Raw genomic sequence first — 12,547 nt, 5'->3', positions numbered from 1 at the left:
TTTTGGAACGGGGCCGAAGTAAGCCTTCGTTTCAACGACGACCGCCGGAGAGCCCGTCGGTGATGTTGTCGGCAACCCGCGCAGTCGCGCAGGCGTTCGCGCGCCGGTGTGCGAAGACAGTTCGAGCGTCAGCCGCGGCGTCCTCGTCTCGGGTGAAGGTCACGTTCGGATAGCGAACGTCAGTCAGTACCAGCGGTTCGGGTGGAGCTGGTGGAACCCCATCGGGGCCGCTGACGGGCTCCGGCGAGAGGACGCGGTCGACCTTCGAGTGCGGGGTCGAGCCGTCCGCAACGGCCGCCGCGAGCGAGACAAGCCGGCGAACCAGCTGGCGGCAGAACCCGCCGGCCGTAAGCTGGACGACGAGGAACTGGCTGTCCCGTGTCCAGTCGATAGCAACGGTCCGCTCAGTACCGGTATCGTCGGACGTGAGGTTGTGAAAGTCGTGTGTCCCAGCGAGCGCGTCGACAGCGTCGGCCCACCGCTGATCATCGACTGGTCCGTGTCCAGGTCGGTCCGCGTTTGGCGGCGCGTACAGGTAGTAGGTGTAGGTTCGTTCAGTGGCGTCGTGGGTTGCGTGGAAACCGTCGGGGACATCCGCGCTGGCCCACACGCAAACATCGTCCGGGAGTTCCCCGTTGAACGCCGCTGGTGAGAGCCACGCCGGGGCGTCGAAGGCGACGGTCTGTGCCCGTGCAGAGACGCCAGCATCAGTCCGGCCGGCGGCCGCGTACCGGTCGGGCAGCCCCTCGCCGCGCTCGCAGACACCGAGGCGGACGAGTGCTGAACGCAGTCGGCCCTCGACGGTATCGACATCGGGCTGGCGCTGGAACCCGTGATACGGCTGGCCGTCGTAGGCCACGCGATAGGCGCGCATACCGATTTGTCGACTGCGAGCCACTTGTCTCACCCGAATCTCAGTCGCTGGGAAGGATAGACGAACTTAGGCGTCCTGAGGACAAAGACGGGGGTATGTCCAACGCCGCCGCGGCGGATCACAACTTCCCTCGCCCGCCCGAAACGTTCACCGACCACGACGGGCGGACGGTAACAATCGAGGCCTATGACGGCGACATTGACCCACTGGTGGAGATGTATGCTGATTTCGGGCCCGACTCCCGGTCACAGGGTGTCCCACCCCGGACTGAAGCGGACATCCGCGACTGGCTGCCGAACCTTGTCGAAGACGGCCTGAACGTCGTTGTCTGGCACGAGGATCAAGCTGTCGGCCACTCCGTCCTCGTCCCGTATCAGGACACATCGGAGCTGGCGATTTTCGTCCATCCAGACTACCAGCACGCCGGCATCGGCTCACAGCTCATCCGCGTCCTGCTTGGCTACGGGCAGGAAAACGGGCTCGACCGCGTCTGGCTTTCGGTCTCGAACACGAACCACGTCGCCCGGGCACTGTACGAGTCAGTCGGCTTCGAGACGATTGCCAAAGAGCGGGTGGAAATGGAGATGGAACGGGCGCTCTGACCGGACCGCCTCGCGGGCGGCCTCACGCAGGGATAGTGGTCACATGGAAGTAGTGTCCGGGCTCCGTCTCATTCAGTTTCGAGACTGACTTCTCTGTCAGCCTCACCAACCGTCTCCTCTGTTTCACTGTTTGCTGAGAGTGATTCGGTTTCCAACAGTCGGTCCAGTCGCCGCTCGAACTCGCTGTCAGTTAATTCACCGCGGGCGTACCGCTCCCGAAGCTGGTCGACCGGGTCTACCGTCGGTTCCGAAGCCATGGTCATGTCGGCTTCATCCGAATCCGGCTCGGCCGCCGGCGACTCAATCATCGGCAGTTTCGATCCCAGAAGGGCGACAAGCGGGGCCAGGATGAACCAGCCGAGGATGATAAATATCGGAGCAAGCACGTTTCCGAGGCCGGCCGCACCTGCGAGCATGGCAAAGCCCATCGACAGTATCGCGATGGTTGCGACGAGCTTCCACCTCGGGAGAGCGATGGAGGGGAGCTGCATGTCGACTAATCAACACGCTGGTCGCAAAAAGTTACTGTCACAATCCGACCGCTAGGTTGCGCTACTCCGTGAAGTCCTCGAACGTCGGCCGGTCGTGGTCGCCCGGGAACTCAGAGAGCGGGACGCTGACCTGCTCGCCGTCGTCCATCTCTTTGAGCGTCACCTCGTCGTTTTCGAGGTCCTGCTCGCCGACGATAACGACCGTCTCGGCGTTGATGCCGTCGGCGTATCCCATCTGCGCGCCGAAGGACCGGTCGGCAACGTCGCTCTCGACGACGTGGCCCCGCTCGCGCAGGTCACGGGCGATGCGGGCCGCGGTCGGGCGCGTGTCACCGACCTGCAGGACGTAGTAGTCCGTTGACAGTTCCTCGGCGGGCCAGACGCCGGCGCGCTGACAGAGCAACTGGAGCGTGGCGTGGCCGGGCGCGAACCCGACGGCCGGCGTCGGCTGGCCACCGAAGCCCTCGATGAGGTCGTCATAGCGGCCGCCGCCGAACACCGAGCGTGACACCTCGCCCGTCGAGTCGAAGCACTCGAAGACAATGCCAGTGTAGTAGTCCAGCCCGCGCGCGGTCGTCAGCGAGACAGTGAGGTGCTTGCGGACGCCGAAGTCCTCGGCTGCGTCGAGCACTGCCTGCAGGTTGTCGGTCGCCGCGCGGACATCCTCGGAGCCGGTAAGGTCCGCAAGCGTTTCGATTTCTTGGGCGTCGATCTGCAGCATCTCGTCGAACTTGTCGGCCTGCCCGTAGTTGAGCCCCGCCTCGACGAGCGCGTCGAGGTAGTCGTCGTGGTCGACCTTCGCCCGCTTGTCGACCGCACGAATCGCCTCGGGCACGTCCACGTCCGCCCCGAACGACTCCAGCACGCCCGAGAGGATATCCCGATGTGAGACGCGGATTTCGAAGTCCTCGCCCGTCAGCCCGAGGTCAGTGAGCATATCCACGGCAACGGCCAGAATCTCGGCGTCGGCCGTCGGCTCTGCCGACCCGAAGATGTCGACGTTGGTCTGGTAGAACTCCCGGAACCGCCCCTGCTGGGGCTCCTCGTAGCGCCAGAACGGCCGCGTCGACACCCACTTGATCGGCTTCGAGAGCTCCTGTTGCTTGGCGACGAACATCCGCGCGACAGTCGGCGTCAGCTCCGGCGTGAGCGCGACCTCGCGTCCGCCCTTGTCCTCGAAGCTGTACAGTTCCTCGACGATCTCCTCACCGCTCTTGTCGACGTACATCTCGGTCGGTTCCAGCGCTGGGGTGCCGATTTCTCGGAAGCCATAGCGCTGTGCGACGTCTTCAAGCGTATCCATGGCCCACCGCCGGGCCTGCATCTCCTCGGGGTAGAAATCGCGAAAGCCCTTGACGGAGTCGTACATACCGGCGTCTACAGCAAGGGCGCGCTTGAACCTGTTCGTTCACGCTGACCAGAGCCACAGCTATAGGTTGATACCTACCGGTAGAGACTCGCTAAAATGAAGGTCACAACTGTCTCTGCCAGCGGTCTGTGACCATGGGAGGGCACGGCCAGCACAACACTGGCGGTAAGCGGCTAGAGACTGACTATGTGTGCGACGGCCCGTATTAGAGAACGGACAACAAACAGACACTCCACCGAGTGTGTCTGTATGGGATGGGCAGTGAATCGGTGGACACATGGTGAGGTGAGACGGTGACGCAACGATTCGAAACAGGGGTTCGAGCGCTGGACCGAAAGCTCAACGGCGGCGTACCGGCTGGCAGCCTCGTCACACTGCTCGCCGAACCGGCGAGCCAGGCGGAGCTGTTTCTCTCCGAGTTCGTCGCCCGGCAGGAAACGGTGTATCTCTCCGGCGAACAGGCACCCACGACGGTCACGTCGACGTTGCGGTCACAGCGAGGGGCCTACGACAACCTCACAGTCAGCCAGTTGAACCGTGAGGCCCCGGTGAGCGATGCACTCGCCCACGTCGAGGGACTCACTGAAGGGTCGCTCCTCGTCGTCGACCCAGTCGAGCCACTCGAGCGCGCCGACACAGGGGAGTTTCGGGCCTTCCTCGAAACGCTGCAGGCCAGACTCACACAGACCGACAGCGTCGCGGTCCTGTACGCACTCAAGCACGACGCGACACCGTCACAGCGCCATCGGACGGAGTACACGAGCGACGTCGTGCTTGACCTCGAAACGAAACGGCGCGACGACGCCATCGAAAACAGGCTCTTTGTTCCGAAGTTCCGCGGAGGGCGAGCGCTCACCGAACCGATCTGCCTCGACCTCACCGACCGCATCAGCGTGGACACCAGCCGGGATATCGCCTAGTTGACGAACGCACGCGCAGGACTCGAACCGCCGACGGCTACCGCAGGCCCTGCACGCGGGACTGTGTGTGCTCGGGGAACACGTCAGCCACGACACCCTCACTGTAGCGCTCCCGCAGGAGCGCACGGAGTTCAACCTCGTAGTCAGCCTTCGGGATCTCGGCGCTGGGGCCGGTCTCGACGACGAGCCGGTCAGCGGCCATCGCGTCGATAGCGCCGCGACCGATGCCCGCAAGCGGCGCGAGGTAGTCCACGTCGAAACGGTCCTCGATGCTCTGGGCGAGCGGGCGGTCCACCGTCGGCACCCGGTCATCGCGGCGGGTGCCGTCAGCCACGGCGTCGAGTGTATCGAGACCGTCGGCATCGGCGACCCAGTCACCACGGGCAACGGTTTCGACAGCGTGTTCGTGGACCTGTTGGATGCCGTTTCGCGGGTAGCCGTCGTCGTGCATCTGCTTGACGGCATTGTGGGCCACGTCCGGGTCCAGATCGACCGTCGCGTGGTCGAAGCCTACAGCCGTTGCGCTCTCCTGTGCAGGGTCAGTGTCGCGGACGCCAAAAGAGCCACTGACGAGCGTCACGTCGTAAAAGGGGTCAAGCAAAAGCGCCGCCAGCGTCGAGTCCTTTCCGCCGCTGTACAACAGAGCACAGCGCATCTACCGGCGCTTGATATCGAAGCTCTTGGAGTCGGGCGTCAGCTCCGAGAGGAGCTCTTTCATCTGGTCCTCGTCGATCTGGCCCTGCACGCGGCCGCTACGGGCCAGCGCGACGACCTGCTGTTCGACCTGTTCGCCGACCTGCGGTTTCGACATCTTGACCGTGTTGAGCCGCTTGCGCGCGCCGTCAGTAAGGTTCTGTTTGAGGACGGCCTGTTTCTGGGCTTCAGCCTGCTGTTGCGCGGCCTCCTGGCCTTCGCCTTCGCCGCCCTGCTGTTCCTTGAGCTGCTCCATCTTCTTTTTTCGGAGCTCGTCGAGTTCTTCCTCGCTGGGGTCGCCACTCATACTTGTATGGAAATACTGGAGTCGGTCGGAAAACGATTTCGGAGCAGGGGCTATGGGGCGAGGAAAAAACAGCGAGAAAGGCGTCGGTTACGCGTAGCGTTCGAGTTCCGGGCGGTCGAGTTCCGTCAGGAGGTCGCCTGCGGTGTCGTCGAGGAGGCTGCGGCCGTCACCCGTGACACGGCGGCCGTCGTTTTCGCTGGTCTCGACGTAGCCGGCGTCTTCGAGCTGCTGGAGCGCCGTCCGGATGATGTTGCCCGAGCCCTTGGTCTTCTGGTGTGGGCGGACGCGGTAGCGGGTCGTCCCCTGCTTCGAAGTGCCGTACTCGGAGCGGAGGGCGTTGACACCGACGGGACCGTCGACGGCGACCTTTCGGAGGAGGCTGGCGGCACGTCGCGTCCAGAAGTCCTCTTGCTCAGGTGGGAGTTCGCGGTCGACACCGGTCTTGGTGAACTCGGCCCAGTCCGGCGCTTCGATGTCGTCTTCGTCTGCGAGCGTCTCCGTGAGTGCCTCGATGAGTTCCTCGGGGGGAACGTCGTAGAGTGTAGCCATTGCAGATTTCTTTCCGTCGCCGTCATTTAAACGCGTCGTTCGCAGTCGGCGGGCGTGAACCGTTCACTCGCCCATAGGCCAGCGATGCTCTCGCTTCTGTCGGGAATCGTGGAGTCACTTCTCGGGCGCTGCAGCCCGGTCGACGCCGAGCGCAGCGGCGACGCCGCCGCCGAGAACCGTCGGCAACAGGTAGCTCCCGACGCGGTGGATCAGCACCCCTGAGGTGGCCAGCGCGGCCGAAACCGGAGCCGTCGAGACCAGCAGGGTCACGAGCACCGTCTCGATAGCGCCGGACCCGCCGGGAAGCGGTACGATGCTGGCGATACTCCCAACGGGAACGACAAGCAGGACAACTTCGACTGGTACTGGTGCCCCAACGGCGTACAGCGACGTCCACAGCGACGCCGACAGGCAGACCCAGCCAACGGCCGAGAGCCCGAAGGTCTGGAGAACCGTCCGCCGGTCGGTCGCGATGCGCTCGATGGCCGAAAAGAACCCCTCGATTCGTGCCTGGATGTTGGCCGCGGACGGCGGTGACCATCGGGGCACGACGTTCGACAGCGCGGCCAGAGCCGGTGCGACACCGCGGATGACCAGCGCTTGAACCCGGTCCCGGTGTCGCCAGCCCAGGACAGCGGCAGTGGGGATGCCGACCGCGAGCACCGCGACGGCACCGGCGGCAAACGCCAAGTTCCGGGTCAACTGGACCGCACCAGCGGCGACAAACGTGAATCCGATGACAGCATACCCGACTGACGGCAGGAAATGGACAGTATCGACGGTGGCGATAGCTGCCAGCCCGGTCTCGTACTCGGTGTCGGCGGCCGTCGAAATGAGCAGCGCGCTCACTGGCTCGCCGCCGGCCTGGCCAAAGGGTGTGACGTTGTTCGAGAACACGGCGGCGACGAACACGAGCACGGCAGTGTGTGGTGCCACCGGCGCGTCTAGGGCTTGCAGAACCGTCCACAGCGCCAGCCCCCACGAGACGAGCCACAGTATGGCAATGCCTGCGACGGCGAGCAGCGCCCCTAGGTCCGCTGTCGCGAGCGCGTCCAGCGTCTCGCCGATGCCGACAAGCCACACCAGCCCCGCGAGGACGGCGAGCGCCGCCGCGAACCCGACGACCGTCGCCACGCGGTTCCCATCCATGTGGATGGGATTGGCAGTCTCCGGTTTCAACCCACCGACCCTGTCTCGCCGGCGGATATCCACGGGGGTTTTGCCCCGGGGACCTGACGACGGGGTATGGACGAGCGGGCCGCACTCGCTGACCTCGCCGACCGACTTCCCGACGCGGGCGACGACTGCGCCGTCGTGGACGGGCAGGTCATCACGACCGATATGCTCCACGAGCGGACGGACTTCCCGTCGGGGACGACCCGCTACACGGCTGGCTGGCGGGCCGTCGCCGCCTCGCTGTCGGATGTAGCGGCGATGGGGGCCGAGGCAACTGCCGCAGTGGCCGCGTACGGCGCACCGTCGTTCGAACCGGATGAACTCGCGGCGTTCATCGACGGCACACAGGACGTGTGTCACGCGGTCGGCGCGGAATACGTCGGCGGCGATCTGGATAGCCACGACGAGTTCACCGTCGCAACGACGGCCATCGGCTCCGCGGCTGAGCCCGTTCGACGCTCAGGCGCTTCGCCCGGTGACGCGGTCTGTGTCACCGGAACGCTCGGCCGGTCAGGCGCCGCCCTCGAACTGTTCGACCGGGGCGATACCGACCAGGCGAACGAGCTATTCCAGTTCGAGCCTCGCGTTCGTGCGGGCGTCGCGCTCCGACCGCACGCGACAGCAATGATGGATTCGAGCGACGGTCTGGCCCGCTCGCTGCACCAACTGGCTGCGGCCAGCGGCTGTGGTTTTGCTATCGAAGCGCCACTGCCGATAGACGCACAGGCCGACGCGCTCGCGAAGACTGAGCAAGAGCGCAGAGAACTGGGTGTGTTCTTCGGCGAGGACTTCGAGCTGGTGTGTACGCTGCCTGAATCCGACGTGCTCGAAGCCAGAGAGGCCGTGCCGTGCCCGCTCCACCGCATCGGCACGGCCACCGAGCACGGCGTGACACTCGACGGCGAGACGCTTCCGGACCGAGGGTACTCACACTGAGCCCGCCCCCAGCGACACGGCCTGACAGTTAGACCGCGCTGATCTCGAATGGAACCGGCGTGAAACAGGCCAGCCCCAGCAGGAACGTAAGCAGGCCAAGCAGCGCTCGCCGTCGGTCCAGTGTCGTGTCCACAGTCGGGCGGGCCGGACCGGCGTACGCGAGCCCGGTGGCGAACAGGCCCCAGAACACCCACAGGCCCCAGACGCCGAAGCCGACCGGCGGCGGGTCGCGAGTGAAATACAGGTAGCCGGCGAGTGCGAACAGTGCGCCGGGCACCGCGGCGGCGATGGTTTCCTGACGCCGTCCGACGATGGACCGCACGATGTGGCCGCCGTCGAGCTGTCCTACCGGGAGCAGGTTCAGGAACGTGAAGAACATCCCGGCCCAGCCGGCGAATACGATGGGGTGGACAGACTCACCGGGTCCGACCTCGGTCCCGAGCCCCAGCGTGTTCACCAGCGCTTCCAGCGCCTGAAACAGCAATGGATAATTGAATGTAATGATGATACCGGTGCCGCTGTTTGCCACGCGTTCCGGGACAGTAATCGGGTCTATCGAGAGGCCGATGACGGTGACAATTGTTGTCGCGACGAGGCCGGCAAGCGGACCGGCGACACCGATGTCGAACAGCGCCGTCCGGTCTGGAATCCGCCCACGGATGTTGATGACCGCACCCATCGTGCCGAGATACGACGGGAACGGGATGAAATACGGGAGCGTCACGTCGACGCCGTGATAGCGGGCCGCGGCGTAGTGACCCAGTTCGTGGATGCCGAGCACGCCCAGCATCGCGACCACGAACGGCCAAGCTTCGAACACGCGAAGTGGGTTCTCAGCGACCGGGATGTAATACCAGGCGCTCGCCCCGACATAGAGGGTCGACGCGATAGTCGCAAGCAGCAGCCCAATGTTGAGCCACGGAACACCGCCGGTGTCCGTGCTGACTGGCTCCGCCACCAGTGCGTACTGGGTCGAACGCGCGTTTAGCGTACCACCGGGGGTAATCGAGTCATCGGCGCCCAGATCATCGACAACAGTAGCCCCACCGTTGCTCGTCGCGGTAGCCCCAGCAGCCGATTCGGGACCGAGTTCTTCGAGTCGAACATCATAGCCCTGCTGTCGGAACACCGGCCTGAGTTGCTCAGCGACGGCGGCTGGTGGCACCAGCGGGTCGCCGATATACTTGACAGTGCCGTCCACCCGCCGTACTGACGAGACGGAGAACACGCCGGCCAGTCGGTCAGGCGACGGCGGGTCCGCGGCGGAACCACTCATCAACTACTTGTAAACGATGCGGGCACAAATACTCCGCGAACGATCACACAGCTAGCAGGTACGCCGTCCGAAAACTGTACGCGGGGACCAGTCGCCTACGCCGGCTCAATACGCCAGGTGGTCGCGCTCGTGTACGACCACTTTTCGACATTGATCTCGGACGCGCTGTCCTTGAGCTTGACCATCAGGGCACCAATCTCCTTGGGGGAGAGACCGACTTCGTCAGCGATGAACTTGCTCTTGAAATACATCTCGCCGTCACTTGCCTTCTCTGCGAGGAACGACTTCAGTCGCTCTTCTTTGGAGGGCTCTTCCTCGCCGGAGGGCGTTGCGGTAGCGCTCATCTTTGTCACCTCACTTTCTCGTAGCCCCGCCGACAGTATATAAAGGAAGGAACCTTCAGGTCACTTCGGTCACTTTCAGGACAAATCGAGCTAAAACGCATTCTTTACAACCGTTTCAAATTTATTTAGACGTTTTACAAGGCTTTCTCAGCCCGTAAAGAGGGGCTGATTTCGTGGTGGTTTGAACGGTCTGTGAAAGAGAGATATCACCCTCTGTGGCCCCGATAAACGGCATATTTCGCCGATAGAGTGGGAGAGGCGTCAGACGTGCGTCAGCACGTCGGGCACACGTCATACCAACAGTCCCACAGGGATGCACCCGATAGCAGTCGGTGTGGGGATGAGAAAGGGCTGGCTAGAGAGACAGCAGTCAGTGGCCTTGACAACCCTTAAGAGTGCATCGCGGTTACGGCGGGCTAATGAAAGTCGTCGTTTCCATTGGCGGAAGCGTACTGGCCCCGGACCTCGACGCCGACCGGGTCGCCGATTACGCCGATGCCATCCAGTCACTCGATGCACAGGGACATACACTCGGGACCGTCGTCGGTGGCGGCCCAACCGCACGTGATTACATCGGCAGCGCTCGGGACCTCGGCGCGAACGAAATCGAACTCGACCAGCTGGGAATCGCTGTTACGCGGCTGAACGGCCGACTGCTGATCGCTGCCCTAGACGATCGCGCCGCGCCGACACCCGCCGAAAGCTACGATGAGGGCCGGGAGGCCATCCGTCGCGGAGATATCCCCGTGCTCGGGGGTATCGTCGCCGCACAGACCACCGATGCCGTGGCGGCCGCCTTCGCAGAGTACGTGGGCGCGGACCTGCTCGTGTACGCGACATCGGTTCCCGGCGTCTACAACGCCGACCCGAACGAGGACGACGACGCGACGCGGTTCGACGAACTCGGCGCGGACGAACTCGTCGACGTGATCGCCGACATCGAGATGGACGCCGGCAGCAGCGCGCCGGTCGACCTGCTCGCCGCAAAAATCATCCAGCGGTCCGGCATCCGGACGATGGTCCTTGACGGCACTGATCCCGAGCGTGTCGTGCGCGCGGTCGAAGACGGCGAGTTCGACGGGTCCGAAATCCTCCCGGAGGCATAGATGGCGGAAGACCCCTACGAGGTCGGTCGTGGCGGTTCCCGGGCGTTCTGGGCCGACTCCGTCGCCGACGCTATCGAAGCACGGGACCCCGACGAGCCAATCGTCATCAAGGGCGGTGTCTCCCCGTCGGGCGTCCCCCACATCGGCCATTTCAACGAGATTATGCGGGGCTACTACGTCGCCGAGGCCCTGCGGGACCGCGGTCACGAGGTCCGACAGGTGTTCACCGCCGACGACAAGGACCGGCTGCGGGCGGTCCCCCGCCAGCTCGCCGATCTTGACTGGAACATCGTCGGCCTCGGGGAGGTCGACGCCGGCGCACTCGGGCGGAACCTCGGGAAACCCTACACGGACATCCCGGACCCATTCGGCTGCTGTGACTCCTACGGCGCTCACTTCACGACCCTTCTCCAGAAAAGCGCCGAGCTGGTCGGCGTCGACGTGGAGTTCGTCTCCAACACCGAGCTGTACGCCGACGGCGAGTTCGAAGCAGTCACGCGCCGCGTGCTCGAACGCGCCGACCGGGCCCGCGACGTGCTCGCTAAGTACCAGAACAAGGTCGACGACGACTACGTCCCGTTCCTGCCCCAGTGCGAGGAGTGCGGCAAACTCACCGAGGGCGTCACCGCAGTCGACCTCGACGCCGGCGAAGTCGAATACGTCTGTGAAGACGTCGAGGCCGGCGACCAGACCATCGATGGTTGTGGCCACGAAGGAACGGCGACGCTCCGGGACGGAAAGCTCCCGTGGCGGTTCGAATGGCCCGGTCAGTGGGAGATTCTGGGCGTCGACTTCGAGCCCTTCGGCAAGGACCACGCCGAGGGCTCCTGGCCATCGGGTGAGGATGTCGCCGAGAACGTGTTGGACATCCAGCCGCCAGTCCCGATGGTGTACGAGTGGTTCACGCTCGACGGCGAGCCGCTTTCCTCTTCATCGGGCAACGTCATCACCGTCGATGAGGTGCTGGACATCCTCGAACCGGAGGTGTTCAAGTACTTCTTCGTGAAGGACCCGCGGAAACAGCGGGACTTCTCCGTCGAGACCATCGACCAGCTCGTCGACGAGTTCGACCGGTTCGAGCGGCGGTACTTCGAGGAAATCGAGGCCAGCGAGGACGACGCAGAACTCGCGGAGCGAGCTTACCCGATGGTCGTGGACGACCCGCACGAACAGCGGGTTCGGATCCCCTACACGTTCGCGGCCGTGCTCGGAATGACCGACGACCCGGCGCTCCGGGAACAGATCGCCCGGAAGGAAGGCCACATCCCGGACGATGCGCCGGAGTGGGCCGTCGAGCAGGCGCTCGCCCGTGTCGAGCGCGCTCAAGAGTGGGCCAGCCTGACGAACAACGAATTCAACTACGAACTCAAGCGGGCCGAGATGCCCGACGTGTCATTCGACGACGCGACGGCGGCCGCGCTGGACGAGCTGGCCGATTTCATCGCTGAAGGCCACGACGGCGATGCGATTCAGTCGGAAATCTACGAGACGGCAAAGCGAAACGACATCGACATCAGCGAGTTCTTCTCGGCCGGCTACCGGCTGCTGTTCGACGACACTGAAGGCCCACAGCTCGGGACGTTCATCGCGAAACTTGACCAGGAGTTCGTCGTGGAACGCTTCCGCCGGAACGAATAGTCCGGGGTAAGGCGGTCCTACCCGTCCGTAACACCCTATTCGAAGGTGTCTTCAGGGCGACTGTTCCTGCGTGTCGACCCGCTCAAACATCGGTCCGAGGCGCTCGTCGTAACAGTCCTGACAGACGTACACGTCGATGACGCCCGTCTTGCTGTGCGTGTGAAACATCGCGTGGACGGTCGCGTCGAAGGGGACCGTCTCGCCACAGATACCGCAGGTTTCTGGCATTGTCCTGCACCTACTTGCGGTACGCCCTCACACCACAT

The 12,547-nt window shown here is 64.2% G+C and carries 15 protein-coding genes; 5 read left to right on the top strand and 10 right to left on the bottom strand.

Annotation, left to right across the window (positions count from 1 at the left end; genetic code table 11):
• Positions 1-31: 31 nt before the first annotated feature.
• Positions 32-874, bottom strand: a complete 843-nt coding sequence (gene truA, locus RBH20_RS00965) for a tRNA pseudouridine(38-40) synthase TruA (RefSeq protein WP_306704605.1) — start codon at positions 872-874, stop codon at positions 32-34.
• A gap of 95 nt (positions 875-969) precedes the next feature.
• On the opposite strand from truA, the gene RBH20_RS00960 reads away from it, so the two are divergent.
• On the top strand, positions 970-1,476 hold the full coding sequence (locus tag RBH20_RS00960) for a GNAT family N-acetyltransferase (RefSeq protein ID WP_306704604.1): 507 nt from the start codon (positions 970-972) through the stop codon (positions 1,474-1,476).
• A 68-nt stretch (positions 1,477-1,544) separates the two neighbouring features.
• Here the strand turns inward: RBH20_RS00960 and RBH20_RS00955 are convergent, their stop codons facing one another.
• Both RBH20_RS00955 and hisS read right to left on the bottom strand, forming a co-directional pair.
• The gene (locus tag RBH20_RS00955) at positions 1,545-1,967 is read right to left on the bottom strand and encodes an SHOCT domain-containing protein (protein ID WP_306704603.1); all 423 of its coding nucleotides are present in this window, start codon (positions 1,965-1,967) and stop codon (positions 1,545-1,547) included.
• A 61-nt stretch (positions 1,968-2,028) separates the two neighbouring features.
• Complete coding sequence (hisS, locus tag RBH20_RS00950; RefSeq protein ID WP_306704602.1) at positions 2,029-3,336, bottom strand: histidine--tRNA ligase; 1,308 nt, start codon at positions 3,334-3,336, stop codon at positions 2,029-2,031.
• 293 nt (positions 3,337-3,629) lie between these two features.
• On the opposite strand from hisS, the gene RBH20_RS00945 reads away from it, so the two are divergent.
• Entirely contained in the window at positions 3,630-4,256 is a 627-nt protein-coding gene (locus RBH20_RS00945; RefSeq protein ID WP_306704601.1) for an ATPase domain-containing protein, read from the top strand.
• 37 nt (positions 4,257-4,293) lie between these two features.
• Here the strand turns inward: RBH20_RS00945 and RBH20_RS00940 are convergent, their stop codons facing one another.
• From RBH20_RS00940 to RBH20_RS00925, 4 genes are all read right to left on the bottom strand, one after another.
• Positions 4,294-4,911 (bottom strand): alpha hydrolase, encoded by a 618-nt coding sequence (locus RBH20_RS00940; RefSeq protein ID WP_306704600.1) that lies wholly within the window; start codon positions 4,909-4,911, stop codon positions 4,294-4,296.
• On the bottom strand, positions 4,912-5,256 hold the full coding sequence (locus tag RBH20_RS00935; RefSeq protein ID WP_005536183.1) for a DNA-binding protein: 345 nt from the start codon (positions 5,254-5,256) through the stop codon (positions 4,912-4,914).
• A gap of 87 nt (positions 5,257-5,343) precedes the next feature.
• On the bottom strand, positions 5,344-5,805 hold the full coding sequence (locus tag RBH20_RS00930; RefSeq protein WP_004964492.1) for a 30S ribosomal protein S19e: 462 nt from the start codon (positions 5,803-5,805) through the stop codon (positions 5,344-5,346).
• A 114-nt stretch (positions 5,806-5,919) separates the two neighbouring features.
• On the bottom strand, positions 5,920-6,954 hold the full coding sequence (locus RBH20_RS00925; protein WP_306704597.1) for a lysylphosphatidylglycerol synthase transmembrane domain-containing protein: 1,035 nt from the start codon (positions 6,952-6,954) through the stop codon (positions 5,920-5,922).
• Positions 6,955-7,050: 96 nt separating this feature from the next.
• Between RBH20_RS00925 and thiL the strand changes: the two genes are divergently transcribed.
• On the top strand, positions 7,051-7,917 hold the full coding sequence (gene thiL, locus RBH20_RS00920; RefSeq protein WP_306704595.1) for a thiamine-phosphate kinase: 867 nt from the start codon (positions 7,051-7,053) through the stop codon (positions 7,915-7,917).
• Positions 7,918-7,945: 28 nt separating this feature from the next.
• Here the strand turns inward: thiL and RBH20_RS00915 are convergent, their stop codons facing one another.
• Both RBH20_RS00915 and RBH20_RS00910 read right to left on the bottom strand, forming a co-directional pair.
• On the bottom strand, positions 7,946-9,193 hold the full coding sequence (locus RBH20_RS00915; RefSeq protein WP_306704593.1) for a site-2 protease family protein: 1,248 nt from the start codon (positions 9,191-9,193) through the stop codon (positions 7,946-7,948).
• 95 nt (positions 9,194-9,288) lie between these two features.
• A complete protein-coding gene (locus RBH20_RS00910; RefSeq protein ID WP_004518404.1) occupies positions 9,289-9,537 on the bottom strand; it encodes a hypothetical protein in 249 nt (82 codons plus the stop codon).
• Positions 9,538-9,956: 419 nt separating this feature from the next.
• Here RBH20_RS00910 and pyrH point away from each other — a divergent pair, with 419 nt between their 5' ends.
• Positions 9,957-10,643 carry a UMP kinase gene (pyrH, locus tag RBH20_RS00905; protein WP_011224653.1) on the top strand — a complete coding sequence of 229 codons (687 nt, stop codon included), beginning with the start codon at positions 9,957-9,959 and terminating at the stop codon, positions 10,641-10,643.
• Positions 10,644-12,281 (top strand): lysine--tRNA ligase, encoded by a 1,638-nt coding sequence (lysS, locus tag RBH20_RS00900; protein WP_306704587.1) that lies wholly within the window; start codon positions 10,644-10,646, stop codon positions 12,279-12,281.
• Positions 12,282-12,332: 51 nt separating this feature from the next.
• Here the strand turns inward: lysS and RBH20_RS00895 are convergent, their stop codons facing one another.
• On the bottom strand, positions 12,333-12,509 hold the full coding sequence (locus RBH20_RS00895; RefSeq protein WP_306704585.1) for a hypothetical protein: 177 nt from the start codon (positions 12,507-12,509) through the stop codon (positions 12,333-12,335).
• Positions 12,510-12,547 lie beyond the last annotated feature (38 nt).

It is taken from the genome of Haloarcula sp. H-GB4 (genome assembly GCF_030848575.1).
GTDB lineage: Archaea > Halobacteriota > Halobacteria > Halobacteriales > Haloarculaceae > Haloarcula.
This window is presented reverse-complemented; position numbering and strand designations above follow the sequence as displayed.